Here is a 17750-nt window from a genome sequence, read left to right as displayed (position 1 = left end):
TCAATATAATTGGAAGTTAATTTCATCTAGCAAAACTACAACATCAAAGGATGACAAAATGAAAACGCGATTTGACGAAATGCCCGTATACGCTCCCACTGACTCCGGCGAAGCCATGGAGGCCATCGGTTTTCGTATTCAGGCCTTTGCCAGCGGACAAGGCGACAAGACCGCAATCATCGACGAAAAGGGAGCACTCAGCTGGGCCGGCCTGCTGCATGAGGTCAACCGCATTGCCAACAGGCTGCGACAAGCCGGCCTTAAAAAAGGCGACTGCGTTGCGGCCTTGTCGGAAAACAGCAGGGAAATGGTGGCCCTCTATCTGGGAACCCTGGTGGCGGGTGGCTGCATGGTACCGCTTTCCGGTATGGCCAGCGGCGAGTCCCTGGCTCTGATGATTCGTGACTGCGGCTCCAAATTCCTGTTCGTTTCCCGTAAAAACCTCGATATCTGGGCAGAAGCGAGCCCCCGGGCCGGCCTGAATGAGGATGAGGTGATTGGGCTGGACAACGATGCCGCCGGGCAGCACCTGAAGGACTGGCTGGGCTCGATTCCCGCCGAGCCAGACCCGGCGCCGGTAACGCTGAACGATCCGTTCAACATCATTTACAGTTCAGGCACGACCGGAACTCCCAAGGGCATACTCCACGACTACCGCTTCCGCCAGCGACAAATGGTCAGGATGAGCCGGTTCGGGCTCAACGGTGAAGCCATTAACCTTGTATCGACACCAATGTACTCCAACACCACCCTGGTATCGGTGCTACCGACCATTTTCTATGGCGGCACCCTGGTGCTGATGGCCAAGTTTGATGCCCGTCGCTTCCTTGAACTGGCAGAACAGCACAAAGTCACCCACGCCATGCTGGTACCCGTGCAGTTTGAGCGCATATTGGCGGTTCCGGACTTCGACCAGTTTGACCTTTCAAGCTTCAAGCTCAAGCTCTGTACCAGTGCACCGCTACGGGCCCATGTGATCGCCGAAACCATGAAACGCTGGCCAGGCAATATCCGGGAGGTTTATGGCCTCACAGAAGGCGGCATTTCCACCAGCCTCGACTGCGCTGCCTATCCGGACAAGTGGGATACCGTCGGACTGCCCACCGAAGGGGCTGAAGTAAGGGTGATCAGCGAGGATGGAAAGGAGCTGCCCCAGGGTGAGATCGGCGAGATTGTCGGGCGCGCGATTTCCATGATGCGGGGTTACGTAAACCGCCCGGAGCAGACCAGGGAGATGCTGTGGCAAAGCCCCGACGGACTTACCTTTTATCGCAGCGGCGATATGGGCCGCATTGACGAAGACGGCTTTGTCCATATTCTCGACCGCAGGAAAGACATGATTATTTCCGGCGGCTTCAACATCTACGCTGTAGACCTGGAAAAAGTCGTCCTCAGCCATCCTGCGGTAACCGATGCTGCGGTTATCGGCATACCCAGCAGCCAATGGGGCGAAACCCCCCTCGCTCTGGTGGTAAAGAAATCCGGATGCCAGGAAACAGAAGAGGAAATCCGGGACTGGGCCAACCAGCATCTGGGCAAGACCCAGCGCCTGAGTGCCGTAGAGTTCCGACAGGAACTGCCTCGCTCTACCATTGGCAAGGTCTTGAAGCGGGAGCTAAGAACGCCTTACTGGGAAAACAGCGCCGGTTAACGGCGCTGCATACGATTCAGGGCATCACGGCAGTCATCGGAACGCAAGCGCTCACTGAACACACCGCGCTCCCGCTCCAATGCCTGCTGCACCTGGTCGCGCCATGGCGCCTTCATTAAACGCTTGCTGGCCCGCAATGCCTCTCGGGGCTTTTCTCCCAGCCTGCCCGCCAGGGCCAGGGCCGAATCCACAGCCTGCCCATCATCTACCACCCGGCTTACCAGGCCACACTCACCGGCCTGGGTGCCATCCAGGGTTTCACCAAGCAACAGCAATTCAGCAGCCATACGAGAGCCAAGGTGCAATGGCATGGTCACAGTTGAAGCAGCCTCCGGCACCAATCCCAAATCGACAAAGGCAGTTTTGAACCTGGCCGAGCGCCCCGCAAACACGCTGTCGCAATGGAGCAACATAGTGGTGCCAATACCAATCGCCAACCCTTCCACCGCCGCTATCACCGGAGTATCACAAGCCATCAATTCTTCAATGAAAGCAAGGCCGGCAGAGGGTTTCGGGTTTTCGTCTGTAGCCCGCGCCCGGAAATCATCAAGATCGTTACCGGCGGTAAACACACCTTCAGCACCCGAGATGACGACGGCATGCACGTTCTGGTCAGAACTTGCCTCCAGCACATAACCTGCCAGCTGCTCATACATGCTTCGGTTTAGGGCGTTCTTTTTATCCGGACGATCTATGACAAGATGGATCGTTTTTTCTTGGCTATATTTCTTAATCATGTACATCTCCTGGGTGTCGCCCTCCCCCTCTGAAACAGGAGAAAAACGTCCTATTGCAAATGGCAAATCTTGTGATAAAGTCGAACAACAACAGTTCACGGTGCAGTCTTATATTCTGCACTGCGAAACAAGAGCAATGCAACTATAACAAGTACTGGAGCAAACCTATGAGCTTCCTTGCCACATTCAGAAAAAACCTTACTACCTATGCATCCGCGTTAACACTGGGTGTATCCGCTGTTATCGCCAGCGCACCTGTATACGCTGAAAAAACCTACACCTGGAAGGTTCAGTCCCACTGGCCAGGCTCCAGCAGCTCCTACCAGGACAGCCTTGGTCGACTGAAGGATGTGATCGAAGAACGCTCTGAAGGCCGCATCAAGCTCCAGCTGTTTGAAGCAGGCGCCATGTTCAAGGCCACAGAAACCTTCAATGCCGTGAGTCGTGGCATTCTGGAAATGGGTACGATTTCTCCCGGTTATGCCCAGGACAAGATGACTCTGGCCGGAATTGCTTCTGGCCTGCCCTTCGCATTCCGAAACGTTTGGGAAGCCGCCTACTTCCACCAGAACATGGGCTTCGAACAAATGCTGCGGGATGAAGCCGCCAAGTCTGGCGTTTACTGGGCAACCGACAAGGTTTACCCGACCGAAATGGTTACCAGCAAACCCATCAACAGCTGGGAAGACTTCACGGGGCTGAAAATCCGTTCCTCCGGTGCGCTTCAGAAGTTCCTGACCGAAGCCGGTGCTTCCGCTTCCTATATCCCGGGCAGTGAACTGTACACCGCACTGGATTCCGGCATTGTAGACGGCGCCCACTGGGGTGCTGCCCAGGGTGCTGCGAGCATGGGCCTGTATGATGTTGCCAAATACCACGTTCAGCCTGCGCTGAACATCGCCGGCACTGATGTCATCATCGTCAGCCAGAAGGCCTTGGACAAACTTCCGGAAGACCTGCAGCAGGTGGTGAAACAGGCTCTGGATGAGCAATTCTGGATCCGCACCAACCAGTATCTGTACAAAGAGCGTATCGCCCTGGCCAAAGCCGTTGCTGATCAAGGTGTTGAAGTAAACGTGATGCCTGAAGATGTTCAGCAGAAGCTTGCCCAGACCGCCCAGGGCATGTGGGATGAAGAAGCCAAGCGCAGCGATGAGGCCAAGAAGGCTCTGAGCCTGCTCAAGCAGTTCCTTGGCGAACTTGGCTACCTCTGATCTTAAACGCAACACCACAGGCCCCGATTAACCCTCGGGGCCTGTTTTCTCAGTTCACACCCAAGTCCCCCGGAGAGTGCCATGAGCATAGTCAGCGCATTCATGAAAGGCGTCACCAGGCTCAACGAGTACGTTGGCCGATGTATAGCCCTGATCGTCTTTCCCATGTTTGTCTTTCTGATACTTGAAGTAGCTCTGCGCTATTTTTTCAATTCACCTTCGGTGTGGACAAATGAACTGACACAACTGCTGTTCGGTGTATACGCAGTAATGTCTGGCGGATACATCATGGCCCACCGCGGGCACGTGAATGTCGATCTGCTGCACTCGACGCTGAAGCTGAGAGCCCAGGGCTTTGTCGACATTTTCACCTCCATTTTGTTCTTCATTTTCATGCTGGCGCTGGTCTGGTTCAGCTTTGACATGGCCTCTGAGTCATTCGAAAGCCGGGAAACCTCCTTTTCTGCCTGGAACCCGCCTATCTGGCCAGCCAAGGGAGCCATCTTTGTTGCCTCTGTTTTGATGCTGCTGCAAGGCATTGTGAGGTTGCTGGAGGATATCGCCATCGCATTTAACCTGAGCTATTACGACCCCGCTGAGCGGAAAAGCCATTCTGAAGAAGGAGAAGCATAATGAGCATTGAAGTCATGACGCTTCTATTCTTTGGTTCGCTGCTGTTTTTCCTGCTGCTTGGCCTGCCACTGGCATTCGTGCTGGGTGGTGTGTCTGTTGTTTTTCTTTATTTCACCTGGGGCTTTGACTCCTTCTACATGGTGGTTTCCCAGATCTGGGGCACCATGGAAAGCTTTACATTGGTGGCCATACCACTGTTTGTATTCATGGCGATGATTCTCGAACGCACAGGTGTTGCGCGAGACTTGTACCGCATGATGTATCTCTGGTTCGGCGGCCTCCGGGGCGGCCTGGCCATCGGTACTCTGGGTATTTGTGCGGTATTTGCAGCCATGGTGGGCATCAGCGGTGCGGCAGTGGTCGCTATGGGTGCGATCGCACTCCCCTCCATGCTCTCCCGGGGTTACGACAAGCAGATGGCACTCGGGGTTATCAATACCGGTGGCGGCTGGGGCGTTCTGATTCCGCCAAGTATCCTGATGATCCTGTATGCCCTGATTACGGGTGTATCCGTAGGCAAGATGTTTGCTGCAGGTGTTATGCCCGGCATTATGCTGATGGTACTCACCACCCTCTATATTGTTGTCCGCTGCGCCCTGCAACCGGACCTGGCACCGGCGCTTCCTAAAGACGACCGGGCATCCTGGCCTGAAAAGTTCCGCGCCCTGCGCTCTGTTCTCCTGCCGATCAGTGTGGTGGGAATGGTACTGGGCTCCATCATGGGCGGACTCACTACACCCACAGAAGCCGCAGCCATGGGTGTCCTCGGTGCGCTGATTTCAGCAGCGGTCTACGGCGAGTTCAAATGGTCAGTACTGAATGAAGCCGCGATCCGCACCCTCAAGCTGACTGGCTTGACCATGTGGATCCTGTTTTCGGCCCACGCATTCAGCTCTGCCTATCAAAGCATGGGAGCCCAGGCCCTGATTGAAAGCATTATGGCCATGATCCCGGGTGGAGCCTGGGGCACCATTATTGCGATGATGGTCATCATCTTCTTCCTGGGGATGGTTCTGGACCCTGTCGGCATTATGATGATCACTCTGCCGGTATTTATTCCGATTATCACGGCATTAGGGTTTGACCCAATCTGGTTCGGCATTCTGTTCGTGATCAACATGGAGATCGGTTACAAGACACCACCCTTTGGTTTCAACCTGTTCTACCTGAAAGGTGTAGTGCCTCCGTCGGTCACAATGAACGATATCTACAAGTCGATCATTCCGTTTGTACTGGTAGAAATCGTTGGGATCATACTGATTATGATCTTCCCGGAGATCGCAACCTGGTTGCCGGAATTGCTCTTCTGAGATAGCAAAAAGGCCTGAGGTTTCTCAGGCCTTTTTGTTGGTCAAACAAGTACCGGGCTATGCTTTAAAGCCGATCAAAGGTATCTGCATTCGGACAAAATTCCCGACACTGCTCAGCAGACTCCCCGCCACGCAGCGCCTGCCAGCATCGGGCCGGTGTCCGGGAAATTGATTGGGTGTGCACTATATGCACCACCAGGACTAGTTCTGGTGTTTCAAAACTGCATTCACGGTGAAAGTGTAAGGTGCTTCCACGCCGAGTTTCTCACACCGCCGCAATACCGCCCCGGCAATACTGTCCAGCTCCAGCGGCCGGCCTTTTTCTTTATCCACCAGCATGGAGGTTTTTATGGCATTGAAGCTGCTGATCAGCTCGAACATGTCATCCAGATCCTGCTGGGTGAGGTTCACACCATCGGCTCTGGAGGCCTCTACAGTCTCAGCCATCATCCCGTAGACCATCTTGCCGAATTCCGGATGATGGGTCAGGCTTCGGGTGTCCATAAGAGTGAGCGCAGACAGCGGATTAACACCGTTATTAATCACCAGTTTGCGCCAAAGCTCATAACGGATGTTATCCGTCACGGTGGTTGGAATACCCGCCTCATTAAAGGCAGCCTCCAGCCTCTTCAGCAAAGCCACCCGTGGGTCATCAGGCTGTTGCTCCGGCCAGGCCCCCACCACTATCTGGGCAACACCTTCGGCGAAGACTTTGCCCGGCTCGGTAATATGGCCGCCAATACGCACCGCAAGGCCACCCAAGACACGGCCCTCTCCGACCACTTCTGAAATGAGGGGTTCGTTATCTACGCCGTTTTGAAGAGACAGTACCGGAACCGAACCAGCCCTCAGCCATTCAGAAAGCTCCGTCATCACTGCGCTGGTGGCTGTCGATTTAAGGGCTATCACGATCAGGTCAAAATCATCCGCCTGATAGTTATGATTAAGGTCTTGGTGGTGGCAAGCCGGGAGGGAATGGTGGAAAACCTGCCCTTCATAATCAACGGTCAGGCCGTTCGCTTGTAGGGCCGCGAGGTGATCTCCACGGGCGGTCAGTACAACCTGGTGGCCGGCTTCAGCCAACCTTGCGGCGTAATAGCCGCCGATGCCGCCGGCACCGAGCATCAGAATCTTTAAAGCAGCCAAGGCAACCTCAGTCGTTCAGAAAGTTCGTCGGGCTTTTATTCAAGGACAGGGTCCAAGTATATCAGGCCCGCAGCCCAGACAACGTTCAATAGCCTGGCCCATCAGCAACAGCCGCTCCTCCTGCCACGGGCCCTTTAACAATTGCAAACCAACTGGCATCCCTGCGTTATCCTTCCCTACCGGCAGAGTTAAACCACATAGTCCCAGATAGTTACCCATCGCCGTGTTACGCAAGGCCTGCATATTTGCAGCCGCATAGGCGCCCGGCTCATTAAGGCTATCTACGTCTGGCGGGGTCAGTGTAACGGTGGGCGTAAGCAGGGCATCGACACCCTCCAGTTCCATGGCGGCAATGCTGGAAAGACGCTTGATAAGCTCCAGCCTGTGGATATATTCCCAAGCCGGCAGCTCCTCTGCGGTGCGCAACCGTGCCACCACGTTCGGATCCAGGTCCGGAACAATGTCCGGCAACTCCTTCCGGATAAAGGCAGCCAATTCTGGGGCTGCCACGCCTCCCTTCAGGAACACCTCAAAGATCTCGTCCAGGCCGGACAAGTCAAAACGCACCAGCCTCGCGCCTGCTTTTTCGAGCGATCTCAAAGCCCTTTCGACCGCTTCGGCAATGCCTGGGCTGCAATTCTCCCAAAAGAAACCGGAGGGTACACCAAAGGTAAGATCTTCCAGGTCCGGAATCGCCGCCAGCCGTTTGCTGTGTTTGGCAATAACCGGATCCATCGCACTGAAAGCAAAGGCAAGGTCATCAACACGATGGGCCAGCAGTCCGGGCGTATCCAGAGTGTTCGAGAGGGGGACAATCTGCGAGGTCGGCCATCGACCGGCTGTCAGTTTCAGGCCGGCGACACCGGTCATCGCCGCCGGAACACGCACCGAACCGGCTGTATCCGTGCCGAGCGCTAACACCGCGGTTCCATCAACAAGAGAAATCCCGGCACCGGAACTGGAGCCACCAGGAACCCGGTGAACGTGGGCATCCCGGGGATTTCTTGGTGTTCCCCAGTGGGGATTAGTACCCAGTCCACCGAAGGCAAGCTCCACACAGTGGGTTTTGCCTACCACTGGAGCCAACTGGGACTGCAACGCCTGTATCACTGGCCCCGCCACCTGCCAGTGCTCCGGAAGAGGTTGGGCACAACCGGCAAAGGTGGGAAAGCCCGGCACACCAAACATGTCTTTAACCGATACGGGGATGCCCATCAATGGCCCGGTATTGCCACCTGAAGCTCTTACCTTATCTCCAGCACGGGCAAACTCGAGCGCACTCTCCGGCTGCCAGCTAAGATACGCGCTGTTTCCGCCCGATTCGTAAGCCTCTACGGAGGCTGCAACCAATGCTTCTCCGGTCAGGGTTCCGGCCTCTAGCTCTCGTGCCAGTTGCCTAAGCGGTGTTGCTAGGAGCATGGTTGCTATTTCATCCAGCCAAATCCAGAGAGTGTTTGTTCGGCATTATTCATCCCACTGCTGAACATCCTTTGCGGAAACTGAGAACCACCAAGCGTAAATGCAGCGTTGAGAAGACAAACTGTCGGGTCATCCAACCGCGCAATTTGCTGAGAACGTTCCGAGGCTCCTTTGAAGGACATAACAGCCCCCCACTTTTGATCCTGCTCCCAACCGCTAAGCATTTCTCGCAGGCGGCGATCATGCAGGGATACACCAACCTTGTCTTTATGGTTCGCCTTGTCGTCCAGACAAATCACGAGTACATCCTGCTCCCGCAGCACCTCAAGCCAAAGACCTACCTGCCGGTACTCATGCTCACTCATGCCCGTATTGAGGATGAGCTCTGTCACCTCATGCGGTTCTTCAGCCAATAACGCTTCAAGTAGCCTAGCCCGATCAGATGAGCTCGTTGAACCAATCTCCGGTGTGAACCCCTGCCCTGAAAGCAGAGCCTGTATCTTGCCAGCGGTTGTTCCTTTGCCCTTCAAGATGTGTAGTTCCGGGCCAGCCTGGTCAGATCGAGTGCTCATCACTACAACACTTTTAAACCGCTTGCCCCAGATCATTCTCGCAGGGCCTGAGCAACCCCCGGATTGGGTCTGGATATTTTCAGCATTACAGGACACAAATAACACCGGAAGTTTTGTCACTTCTCTTCTCCATCAATCATCTCGGGGGTTCGGGGGCTCAACGCCCCCGTTGTTTCGCCGATTGCCCGGCAATACCAAAGTGCTGCTTGGGCATTTCATTGATAATCACCCGCACGCTTTCAACCGGCGCATCCAGTGAACGAACAATCGCGTCTGTCACCTCGTGGATCAGCGCTTCCTTTTGCTCGTCGGTTCGACCTTCCAGAATGTTGATCTGTGCAATCGGCATAAAACCTCCTTATTCGAAGCGGGCGGTTACGGTGCCCAGCCCCTGGTAACGAACGCTGATGTTGTCGCCGGCCTCCACTGCGATCGCAGCAGTGATACCGCCAGTCATGATGAAGGTGCCCGCCGGGATGTGCTCACCGCGCTCCGCCAGCAGGTTGGCCAGCATGGCCACGCTGGAAGCCGGGTGGCCCAAAACCGCAGCGCCGGCGCCTACGTCTACGATTTCTCCGTTCTTCTCAACCACAACACCCAGGGTTTTCAGGTCCAGGTCGGCAATATTCGACATGGTTCCGCCGGTTATAAACCGGCTGGAGGAGGCGTTGTCAGCCACCACGCTCACCAGGTCGAACTTGAAGTTCTCATAGCGGGAGTCGATCACTTCCACCGCCGGGATCACGAAGTCGGTGGCGGCCAGGACGTCACCAATATGGCAACCGGGGCCTTGCAGGGGCGCCTTGGTCACGAAGGCGATCTCGGCTTCAATTTTCGGATGAATCAGTTCCTTGGTGTTGACCACACCGCCGTCCGGAACGCTGAAGTAATCTGCCAGGAAACCATAGATCGGGGTTTCCACGCCCATCTGGGCCATCTTGGCCCAGGAGGTCAGGCCCATTTTCATGCCCACAACCTTGTTTCCACGCTCTTCCTTGCGACGACGGATTTCCCACTGCACGTCGTAAGCGTCTTCGAAGGTCATGTCCGGATAATCATTGGTGACCTTGGTGATATCGCGGGCGTTCAGTTCGGCGTTTTCTACGTGCTCGGCCAGGGCCAGCATCTGTTCATTAGTCAGGGTCTTGCTCATGCCTTTTGCTCCTCTTGCGCCTTCAGCAGGTCCAGCGCCACGTCCACGATCATGTCTTCCTGGCCACCCACCATCCGGCGTTTGCCCAGTTCAACGAGAATATCCACAGTCTTCAGGCCATACTTCTGCGCCGCCACTTCGGAATGGCGCAGGAAGCTGGAGTACACACCGGCATAGCCCAGCGCCAGGGTTTCGCGGTCTACACGCACTGGGCGGTCCTGCAGCGGGCGCACGATGTCGTCAGCCGCGTCCATCAGGGCGTACACGTCGGTGCCGTGGTCCCAGCCCATCTTGTCGAAAGCGGCAATGCACACTTCCAGCGGGGCGTTACCGGCGCCGGCGCCCATGCCGGAGAGGCTGGCGTCGATGCGATCACAGCCTTCTTCCACTGCGACGATGGAGTTGGCCACCCCCAGCGCCAGGTTGTGGTGGGCGTGGATGCCCGTTTTGGTTTCCGGTTTCAGAACATCCTTCAGGGCCCGGAAGCGGTCCCGGATGTCGTTCATGTTCATGGCACCGCCGGAGTCCACCACGTACAGGCAGGTAGCACCGTAGTCTTCCATCAGCTTGGCTTGTTCTGCGAGGCCCTGTGGGGTCTGCATGTGGCTCATCATCAAGAAGCCGACGGTATCCATGCCGAGCTTTCTGGCGTGCTCGATGTGCTGTTTGGAGACATCGGCTTCAGTGCAGTGAGTTGCCACACGTACGATGCGGGCACCGGCTTGGTAGGCGTTGTCCAAGTCATGGACGGTACCGATACCGGGCAGCAGCAGGGTGGCAATCTGGGCGTGCTCCACCACTTCGGCCACCGCTTCGATCCACTCCAGGTCGGTGTGGGCGCCAAAGCCGTAGTTAAAGCTGGAACCTTGCAGGCCGTCGCCGTGGGCGACTTCAATGCTGTCAACTTTTGCCTTGTCCAGGGCCCGTGCGATGTCCTGCACGTTTTTGATGGAGTACTGGTGACGAATGGCGTGGCTGCCGTCTCGCAGGGTCACGTCGGAGATGTAGAGTTTTTTACCGGGATTAAAGGTCATGGTTCGGTCCTCCTCAGTTGACCAGCGATTCGGCGATGCGCTCGGCGGTACCGAGGGCGGCGGAGGTCATGATGTCCAGGTTGCCGGCGTACGCGGGCAGGTAATGGGCGGCGCCTTCCACTTCCAGGAAGATGGAGGTTTTCAGGCCACTGAAGCGGCCGAGACCCGGGACGTTCATCGGCTGGTCTTCGGGAATGACGTCGAACTGGACTTTCTGCTTGAGGCGGTAGCCTGGCACGTAGGACGACACGGCTTGCACCATTTCTTCGACGGAGGCTTCCACTTCCGCCTGGTCAGCGGCATCCGACAGCACGTAGACGGTGTCGCGCATCAGCAAGGGCGGCTCGGCCGGGTTCAGGATGATGATGGCCTTGCCCTTCTGGGCGCCACCGACCACTTCGATGGCCTTGGAGGTGGTTTCGGTGAACTCGTCGATGTTGGCGCGGGTGCCGGGGCCAGCGGACTTCGAAGAAATGGAGGCTACGATTTCGGCGTAGTGCACCTTGGCCACGCGAGACACAGCTGCGACCATCGGAATCGTGGCCTGGCCACCGCAGGTAACCATGTTCACGTTACCTTCGTTCAGGTTCTGCTCAAGGTTCACTACCGGCACGCAGTACGGCCCGATGGCCGCGGGCGTCAGGTCCACAATCTTGATGTTTTCTTTGTGGCCACGCAGGAACACTTCGTTGTGCATGTGGGCACCGGCGGAGGTGGCATCAAACACGATGTCGATGTCGGCAAACTCCGGCATCTTCACCAGGCCGTCCACGCCTTCGTGGGTGGTGGCGACGCCCATGCGGTTGGCACGGGCCAGGCCGTCGGATTCCGGGTCGATACCGACCATGGCGCCCATTTCGATGTGCTTGCCGTTACGCAGGATCTTGATCATCAGGTCGGTGCCGATGTTGCCCGAGCCGATGATCGCTGCTTTGATTTTCTTGCTCATAATCTTGTCCTCGTTTGGTCCGGATCAGACAAAGCGCACAGAGGCGCTGCCAATCCCGCCAATGTCCACACGCATGGTGTCACCGGCTTTCACCGGCTCCAGCGGTACCAGGGAGCCCGACAGGATGACTTCACCTGCCTTCAGGGAAATACCAAACTCGCCCAGGGTGTTGGCCAGCCAAGCCACGCAGTTCACCGGAGAGCTCAACGCGGCTGCGCCGGCGCCGGTGCTGATAATGGAACCGTTCTTTTCCACCACCATGCCGCAAGTCACTAGGTCAACATCCCGAGGGGAGACCGCGTTGTCACCCAGCACAAACAAACCGCAGGAAGCGTTATCAGCGATGGTGTCCTGAATGGCGATCTTCCAGTCCTGAATGCGTGAATCGACGATCTCGAAACACGGCATTACGCATTCGGTGGCCGCCAGCACGTCGGCATTGGTCACGCCGGGGCCGGCCAGGTCTTTCTTCAGGATGAAGGCAATCTCTCCCTCAGCCCTTGGCGCAATCAGCCGGTCGCTGATGGGCACGGCTTCTCCACTGTTAAACACCATGTCGTCGGTCAGGTAACCGAAATCGGGCTGGTGTACATTCAGCATGTTCATCACCGCCTTGCTGGTGACGCCGATCTTTTTGCCAATTACCCGGGCACCGGCTTGCTGCCGGCGCTCAAGCATGCGCAGGGAGATGTGGTAGGCATCCTCGATGCTGATGTCTTCGCCACGGCTGGTCAGCGGGGAGACTGCTTCCCGCTTGACCATGGCTTCGTAAAGTTCGTCGCCGAACTGCTGGATTTTTTGCTTATCCATTATTTGTCTCCGGCAGCGGCTTGATCCGCTTCGTTCAGGAAATCGTCAACCAGACGGGCAAACCGGGAGGCGTGTTCAATCTGTGTCCAGTGACCGCAGCGGCCGAACACATGCAACTGGGCACGATCAATCAGCTCAGCCAACTTATATGAGGCCTCCAGGGGAATCACTTCGTCTTCGCGACCGTGGATAATCAGGGTTTCGTGCTGAAGGGCGCGGATGTCATCCTCGTTGCTTGCCAGGCTGTCGACCCAGCGCTGGCGCGGGGCCGGAAACATGGCGGCAAAGGATTCCTGAAAGCCGGGGCGAACGCTTGCCTGGTAACGCATTTCTGCCAGTTCGTCGGTCAACAGCCCCTTGTTGAAGGCAAATACATCCATCAACCGGCGCATGGATTCCAGCGAGGGCTGGTAACCCCAGACTTCATCCAGGCCTTTGGTGATCGGAAAACTGACCCCGGCAGAGCCCATCAGCACCAGACGGCGAACGCGCTCTGGATGCTCGATGGCCAACGACAATGACAAACCACCCCCGAAGGAGTTGCCCACCAGATCGACCTGATCAAGCCCCAGCTCGTCCATAACACCGATGGCGTGTTTTACCCAACGCTCACGGTTATAGATCTTGTCTTCCGGGCGCTCACTGTAACCAAAGCCGAGCATGTCCGGCGCAACCACACGGCGGTGTTTGGCCAGCTCGGGAATCACCAGGCGCCAGTTGGCCCAGGCGGTTACCCCGGGGCCGGAACCGTGAATCATCATCAATGGGAAGCCACCTTCGCCGTGATCGTGCACATTGGTCCGGTAGCCGGCCGCGGTGATCTCACGCCCGATTTCAGGGCTGTCTACAGGTACGTTCATGGCTACCTCACAGTTTGATACAGATGTTTTTGGTTTCAGTGTAGAACTCCAGACCATGCACGCCGCCCTCACGACCAATCCCTGATTGTTTGGCGCCGCCGAAGGATGTGCGCAGATCACGCAGGAACCAGGAGTTCACCCACGCCAGACCAACTTTCATCTGTTCCGCCACGCGGAGAGCCCGGGCAGAATTTTCTGTCCAGATGGCGCAGGCAAGACCGTAGCTGGTGTCATTGGCCAACTCGATGGCTTCTTCTTCGGTATCGAACGGACGGATGTGACAGCACGGACCAAAAATTTCCTCGCGGATAACACGGGCGTCTTCAGGCAGGCCGGTCCAGATGGTCGGTTCAATCCAGGCGCCATCGTTCAGCTCTGCGCCCATATCGGGAATGCCTCCACCAATCTCGACGGTTGCACCCTCTTCGCGAGCCAAGTCGTAATAGCTTTTAACTTTGTCACGATGCTCCAAGCTGACCAGCGGCCCGAAATTCGCATCGGGATCTTCTGGTCGGCCCAGTTTCAGCTTGGCCACCTCTTCTTTCATACGGGCGAGGAACTGGTCAAATATCGAACGCTCCACATAAACCCGCTCGGTGCCCAAACAAACCTGACCACAGTTGACAAACGCGGAGCGCATCGTGCCCTCCACGGCTTTTTCGAGATCGCAGTCGGCGAACACAAGGCCAGGGTTTTTTCCGCCGCACTCCATGGAAACATTACGAAGGCCCACTGCGGCGGCTTTCATAATGATCTCACCGGTACGGGTTTCACCGGTGAAGGTGATCGCATCCACTAATGGATGAGACGTCAGGAAAGCACCCGCAGAGTCAGGGCCAAAACCGTGCACCACATTAAACACACCTGGTGGCACACCACACTCGTTCATGACCTCACCCAGCAAAGTGGCCGTAGCAGGTGTTTCTTCCGACGGTTTAACAACAACCGTGTTACCACAGGCCAGCGCAGGGCCCACCTTGAAGGTCATCAACAACAGGGGAAGGTTCCATGGAGACACCACGGCAATAACGCCTTTTGGCGTCCGATGGCCTACGTTTACAGCGCCCTTGCCATCCGGGGTATCCATTCGGAAGCCTTCAGTCGGATGATTCATACTGTCAGCAAATTCTTTAAAGTTGGCTGCGCCACGGGGGATGTCGATATGGCTGGCCATTGAGCGCGGTTTGCCCGTGTCCAGACACTCTGCGGCCAGGAATTCGTCGAAACGCTCATTAATGCGGTCTGCGATCTTGTTCAACATGGCGGCACGCTGGTTTTGGGTCAGCTTGCTCCAGGGGCCCTTAAGCGCGGCTTTAGCGGCACGAACGGCAGCATCGACTTCCGCCTCACCGGCCTCGTGAACCTGGCCGATCAGGCTATTGTCCACGGGCGAGCGATTTTCGAATGTTTTGCCGCTGGCCGAAGCCACGTATTCGCCGTTGATAAAGTGCTTGAATTCTTTCATGACTGCATAGTCCTGTTAAATTGAATCACGTTCGGCCTGTTCCTAATCAGGTCAACACGGTCAGGAAGCGTTCGTTCAGTACGCGATCGTGGTAGAAAATTGCCTTACCGAGGTCTTCCGCCTTCCAGGTAATGGGTTTATGGTCCGGATAGTGATAGTCACCGCCACAGAACACTTCGTTACGGTTGCCAGACGGGTCAAAGAAATAGATGGTCTGGCCGTGGGTCAGGCCGTGACGGGTCGGGCCGATGTCGATAGAGGTATCGGTCATGGAGATCAGATCGGCAGACCGCAGCACCGCTTCCCAGGTATCCAGGAAGAAGGAGGCGTGATGAAACTTGCCTTTCTCTTCGTGGTGGATGAAGGCCACATCGTGTTCCTTCATGGAGACGGTCAGGAACTGCGCTACGCGAGTGCCTTCGGGGTCCAGAACCTGTTCCGCCAAGTAAAAGCCCAACACGTTGACGAAGATGTCATACACGGCGGCCAATTCCGGGCCGTAAAACAGGCAATGGTCGAAACGCACGGCCTTCATCCCTTGCAGGCCGCGAGGCCAGGCTTCAGGGTTGACGCTGGAAACGCCCCACTTGCCGGTGTACTTCTTGTCGGCATAGAGCTCGAAGGCATGGCCGGAGGGCACGGTGAACCGCACACGGCGACCGCAATCTTTCAACTCTTCCGCCGGTACTTGCTCAACCTCAACACCGTAATCGACAAGGTCTTTTTCAAGCTGGTTCAGGGCAGCCTCGTCCACCACCTTGAAGCCCATAAAGTCACAGCCCGGCTCATCGGCTTCGCGCAGAACCACAGAGAACTTGTCCACTTCGCTCCAGGCCTTCAGATAAACACGCCCCTGGTCGTCACGATCGGTTTCGATCAAACCCAGCAGGTCTGTGTAGTGTTTGACAGCTTCGCCCATATCGAGAACCCGGATCTGAACGTGGCCGGGACGCATTACACCTTTTTTCATGACAATCACCTCAACGGTTTTGTTGTTGTTTGCTTCGCAAGTGCCGCCTCCGGCAGAAGCACACACTCGATGGTCAAGTCGGTCAGCGGGTAGATCCGGCAAGCCAGGACCTCCCCTTTTTCAACGGCTTCTGGAGGGGCATGCACCTTGCTCATCTTGCCGCACTCGAAATCGCCCTCCAGAACCCGGATCTTGCAAAAGCCGCAGCCACCGCCCCGGCAGCCCACGGGCACGCACTTCATACCCAGCTGTTCCATAGCCTTGAGCACGCTCTGGCCTTCCTGGCAGATGAAGTGGTCACCCGTTGTGCGGTTGAACACCTGGAACCCGGCCATACCGCCTCCCGGTCAGATCTTCTTGAACAGGGCTGAACGCTGGGTGTCTTCCGCACCGTCGGCCGCTGTCAGGAATTTCTCCATGAAGATGTCCCGCTCGAACAACCGGCCTTGCATCAGCGCGGTGATCGCTGCATCGATCATCGGAGGTGGGCCACACAGGTAAGCCTTGTTACCGGAAAACCGGCCTCCAAAGTGCTCCTTGGCGGCGTCGTGCACATAACCCCGGAAGCCCTGCCAGTCGGCATCGTCCTCGGCCTGGCTCAGGGCCGGCACGTAGGTAAAGTTGTCGTGGTCACGATCCAGTGCTTCAAACAGTTCGCGGTTGTAGAGCTCTGCGAGGTTGCGGGCGCCCTGGAACAACACGATCTTGCGTTCGTCGTTCTGCTCCAGCAGGTCGAGAATCATCGATTGCGGACTGGAAAGCCCTGAACCACCCGCGATGAAGATCAGATCACCAGGCTGGGAACTGCGCACAAAGAACTGCCCATAGGGGCCGGACAGGTTCAGTTCATCGCCTGCTTTCAGCTGCTCGTGGATGTAGGTGGTTGCAGCGCCTCCTTCAACCAGGCGAATATGAAGCTCCACTTCATCGGGTTTGCCTGGCGGGTTAGCGAGTGAGAACGCGCGGGCACCCTCAACTCCGGGCACTTCGATGTTGATGTACTGGCCGGCCTGGAACGTCATCGGGCGGTCCAGTTTCAGGTGCAGACCCTTGATGGTGGGCGACAGGTCAACAATATCCGTTACTGTCGCTACGTAATCCTCCACCGGGTAGCCCTCGAAGTCCGGGTCGACATCGATATCGGCTTCGATGGTCACGTCGCTTTCCACTGTGGCGCAGCAGGCCAGCACCTTCCCTTCGCCTCGCTCCACGTCCATCAGGGCAAACGGTGAGGCGTCGCCAATCTCGACGTCGCCCTCAAGCACCTGCACCTTGCAGGTAGCACAGGTGCCGTGACCGCATGCAAACGGCAACCAGACGCCCTGGCGGAGCGCCGCCGCGAGGATGGTCTGGCCTTCCTCCACTTCAATCTGCTCGCCAATGGGTTCGATAGTTACGGTATGGCTCATAGCACTACCCTCAGTATCCGGCGTTCGCCATGCCTTTCAGGCCCGGCGTGGTAACCGTCAGCATGCTCTTGTGATCAATGCCCTGGTCTTTCAGGGCGGCGTCAGCCTTGGGTGTGAACGGCTCATCGTTCAACAGCCATTCGGCATTCAGGAAATCCGCCTTGCTAGAATCCGGGTGCGCCGCAGTTGCCGGCTTGAGAATTTCTTCAATCAGGGCACGGAAGGTCATGTCCGGCTGCACCAGTAACGCAAACGGCGCGCAGAACAACAGGTGGTCGGGCCAGTAGATATACAGCAGTTGCATGCCGTGAAAGTTTTCGATCTTGTCTTTCGGTTCAAACTTGTAGTCGTAAAGTGCGCTTACACTCATGATGGTCACCTTGTTGTTTTTGTGGGTGGTTCGCCCGGCGCCAGTGGC

The 17750-nt window shown here is 56.7% G+C and carries 19 protein-coding genes; 4 read left to right on the top strand and 15 right to left on the bottom strand.

Annotation, left to right across the window (positions count from 1 at the left end; genetic code table 11):
* Positions 1 to 58: 58 nt before the first annotated feature.
* Entirely contained in the window at positions 59 to 1651 is a 1593-nt protein-coding gene (locus H3Z84_RS13965) for a class I adenylate-forming enzyme family protein (RefSeq protein WP_199457872.1), read from the top strand.
* Here H3Z84_RS13965 and H3Z84_RS13960 read toward each other — a convergent pair.
* The gene (locus H3Z84_RS13960) at positions 1648 to 2487 is read right to left on the bottom strand and encodes an enoyl-CoA hydratase/isomerase family protein (protein ID WP_323127120.1); all 840 of its coding nucleotides are present in this window, start codon (positions 2485 to 2487) and stop codon (positions 1648 to 1650) included. The two genes, H3Z84_RS13965 and H3Z84_RS13960, sit on opposite strands and share 4 nt — an antisense overlap.
* A gap of 68 nt (positions 2488 to 2555) precedes the next feature.
* Between H3Z84_RS13960 and dctP the strand changes: the two genes are divergently transcribed.
* From dctP to H3Z84_RS13945, 3 genes are all read left to right on the top strand, one after another.
* Entirely contained in the window at positions 2556 to 3602 is a 1047-nt protein-coding gene (dctP, locus tag H3Z84_RS13955; protein WP_058091220.1) for a TRAP transporter substrate-binding protein DctP, read from the top strand.
* 81 nt (positions 3603 to 3683) lie between these two features.
* Positions 3684 to 4235: a TRAP transporter small permease subunit gene (locus H3Z84_RS13950; RefSeq protein WP_199457871.1), complete on the top strand. Its 552-nt coding sequence runs from the start codon at positions 3684 to 3686 to the stop codon at positions 4233 to 4235.
* The gene (locus tag H3Z84_RS13945) at positions 4235 to 5545 is read left to right on the top strand and encodes a TRAP transporter large permease (protein WP_199457870.1); all 1311 of its coding nucleotides are present in this window, start codon (positions 4235 to 4237) and stop codon (positions 5543 to 5545) included. The genes H3Z84_RS13950 and H3Z84_RS13945 overlap by 1 nt, the downstream gene beginning before the upstream one ends.
* 201 nt (positions 5546 to 5746) lie before the next feature.
* On the opposite strand, the gene H3Z84_RS13940 is transcribed toward H3Z84_RS13945, so the two are convergent.
* From H3Z84_RS13940 to H3Z84_RS13875, 14 genes are all read right to left on the bottom strand, one after another.
* The gene (locus H3Z84_RS13940; RefSeq protein ID WP_228285858.1) at positions 5747 to 6691 is read right to left on the bottom strand and encodes a ketopantoate reductase family protein; all 945 of its coding nucleotides are present in this window, start codon (positions 6689 to 6691) and stop codon (positions 5747 to 5749) included.
* A gap of 39 nt (positions 6692 to 6730) precedes the next feature.
* Positions 6731 to 8041 (bottom strand): amidase, encoded by a 1311-nt coding sequence (locus H3Z84_RS13935; RefSeq protein WP_199457869.1) that lies wholly within the window; start codon positions 8039 to 8041, stop codon positions 6731 to 6733.
* Between the two features lie 74 nt (positions 8042 to 8115).
* Positions 8116 to 8802: a hypothetical protein gene (locus H3Z84_RS13930; RefSeq protein WP_199457868.1), complete on the bottom strand. Its 687-nt coding sequence runs from the start codon at positions 8800 to 8802 to the stop codon at positions 8116 to 8118.
* A gap of 37 nt (positions 8803 to 8839) precedes the next feature.
* Complete coding sequence (locus tag H3Z84_RS13925) at positions 8840 to 9031, bottom strand: 4-oxalocrotonate tautomerase (RefSeq protein WP_199457867.1); 192 nt, start codon at positions 9029 to 9031, stop codon at positions 8840 to 8842.
* Between the two features lie 9 nt (positions 9032 to 9040).
* Positions 9041 to 9835, bottom strand: a complete 795-nt coding sequence (dmpH, locus tag H3Z84_RS13920; RefSeq protein ID WP_199457866.1) for a 2-oxo-3-hexenedioate decarboxylase — start codon at positions 9833 to 9835, stop codon at positions 9041 to 9043.
* Complete coding sequence (gene dmpG, locus H3Z84_RS13915; RefSeq protein ID WP_199457865.1) at positions 9832 to 10869, bottom strand: 4-hydroxy-2-oxovalerate aldolase; 1038 nt, start codon at positions 10867 to 10869, stop codon at positions 9832 to 9834. The genes dmpH and dmpG overlap by 4 nt, the downstream gene beginning before the upstream one ends.
* A gap of 13 nt (positions 10870 to 10882) precedes the next feature.
* Entirely contained in the window at positions 10883 to 11818 is a 936-nt protein-coding gene (locus H3Z84_RS13910; RefSeq protein ID WP_199457864.1) for an acetaldehyde dehydrogenase (acetylating), read from the bottom strand.
* Between the two features lie 24 nt (positions 11819 to 11842).
* Positions 11843 to 12628: a 2-oxopent-4-enoate hydratase gene (dmpE, locus tag H3Z84_RS13905; RefSeq protein ID WP_043313084.1), complete on the bottom strand. Its 786-nt coding sequence runs from the start codon at positions 12626 to 12628 to the stop codon at positions 11843 to 11845.
* Positions 12628 to 13488, bottom strand: coding sequence for an alpha/beta fold hydrolase (locus tag H3Z84_RS13900; protein ID WP_199457863.1), 861 nt, complete (start codon positions 13486 to 13488; stop codon positions 12628 to 12630). The genes dmpE and H3Z84_RS13900 overlap by 1 nt, the downstream gene beginning before the upstream one ends.
* A gap of 7 nt (positions 13489 to 13495) precedes the next feature.
* Positions 13496 to 14953 carry a 2-hydroxymuconic semialdehyde dehydrogenase gene (locus H3Z84_RS13895; RefSeq protein ID WP_199457862.1) on the bottom strand — a complete coding sequence of 486 codons (1458 nt, stop codon included), beginning with the start codon at positions 14951 to 14953 and terminating at the stop codon, positions 13496 to 13498.
* A gap of 46 nt (positions 14954 to 14999) precedes the next feature.
* On the bottom strand, positions 15000 to 15923 hold the full coding sequence (locus H3Z84_RS13890) for a catechol 2,3-dioxygenase (RefSeq protein ID WP_113880258.1): 924 nt from the start codon (positions 15921 to 15923) through the stop codon (positions 15000 to 15002).
* Between the two features lie 5 nt (positions 15924 to 15928).
* A complete protein-coding gene (locus H3Z84_RS13885) occupies positions 15929 to 16258 on the bottom strand; it encodes a 2Fe-2S iron-sulfur cluster binding domain-containing protein (RefSeq protein ID WP_199457861.1) in 330 nt (109 codons plus the stop codon).
* Between the two features lie 12 nt (positions 16259 to 16270).
* Positions 16271 to 17332, bottom strand: coding sequence for an NADH:ubiquinone reductase (Na(+)-transporting) subunit F (locus tag H3Z84_RS13880; RefSeq protein WP_199457860.1), 1062 nt, complete (start codon positions 17330 to 17332; stop codon positions 16271 to 16273).
* A gap of 10 nt (positions 17333 to 17342) precedes the next feature.
* The gene (locus tag H3Z84_RS13875; protein WP_199457859.1) at positions 17343 to 17702 is read right to left on the bottom strand and encodes a phenol hydroxylase subunit P4; all 360 of its coding nucleotides are present in this window, start codon (positions 17700 to 17702) and stop codon (positions 17343 to 17345) included.
* Positions 17703 to 17750 lie beyond the last annotated feature (48 nt).

Origin of the sequence: Marinobacter sp. bablab_jr003 (assembly GCF_016464245.1) — a bacterium.
Lineage (GTDB): Bacteria > Pseudomonadota > Gammaproteobacteria > Pseudomonadales > Oleiphilaceae > Marinobacter > Marinobacter vinifirmus.
Note: the sequence above shows the minus strand (reverse complement) of the source record. Positions and strands in the feature narration are given on the sequence as shown.

Bases quoted from the DNA above. Each gene is read 5' to 3' on its own strand.
- H3Z84_RS13945 (WP_199457870.1), top strand. From the start codon at position 4,235: ATGAGCATTGAAGTCATGACGCTTCTATTCTTTGGTTCGCTGCTGTTT.
- dmpG (WP_199457865.1), bottom strand. From the start codon at position 10,869: ATGACCTTTAATCCCGGTAAAAAACTCTACATCTCCGACGTGACCCTG.
- H3Z84_RS13950 (WP_199457871.1), top strand. From the start codon at position 3,684: ATGAGCATAGTCAGCGCATTCATGAAAGGCGTCACCAGGCTCAACGAG.
- H3Z84_RS13895 (WP_199457862.1), bottom strand. From the start codon at position 14,953: ATGAAAGAATTCAAGCACTTTATCAACGGCGAATACGTGGCTTCGGCC.
- H3Z84_RS13875 (WP_199457859.1), bottom strand. From the start codon at position 17,702: ATGAGTGTAAGCGCACTTTACGACTACAAGTTTGAACCGAAAGACAAG.
- H3Z84_RS13890 (WP_113880258.1), bottom strand. From the start codon at position 15,923: ATGAAAAAAGGTGTAATGCGTCCCGGCCACGTTCAGATCCGGGTTCTC.
- dmpH (WP_199457866.1), bottom strand. From the start codon at position 9,835: ATGAGCAAGACCCTGACTAATGAACAGATGCTGGCCCTGGCCGAGCAC.
- dmpE (WP_043313084.1), bottom strand. From the start codon at position 12,628: ATGGATAAGCAAAAAATCCAGCAGTTCGGCGACGAACTTTACGAAGCC.
- H3Z84_RS13965 (WP_199457872.1), top strand. From the start codon at position 59: ATGAAAACGCGATTTGACGAAATGCCCGTATACGCTCCCACTGACTCC.
- H3Z84_RS13925 (WP_199457867.1), bottom strand. From the start codon at position 9,031: ATGCCGATTGCACAGATCAACATTCTGGAAGGTCGAACCGACGAGCAA.
- H3Z84_RS13910 (WP_199457864.1), bottom strand. From the start codon at position 11,818: ATGAGCAAGAAAATCAAAGCAGCGATCATCGGCTCGGGCAACATCGGC.
- H3Z84_RS13880 (WP_199457860.1), bottom strand. From the start codon at position 17,332: ATGAGCCATACCGTAACTATCGAACCCATTGGCGAGCAGATTGAAGTG.
- H3Z84_RS13885 (WP_199457861.1), bottom strand. From the start codon at position 16,258: ATGGCCGGGTTCCAGGTGTTCAACCGCACAACGGGTGACCACTTCATC.
- H3Z84_RS13900 (WP_199457863.1), bottom strand. From the start codon at position 13,488: ATGAACGTACCTGTAGACAGCCCTGAAATCGGGCGTGAGATCACCGCG.
- dctP (WP_058091220.1), top strand. From the start codon at position 2,556: ATGAGCTTCCTTGCCACATTCAGAAAAAACCTTACTACCTATGCATCC.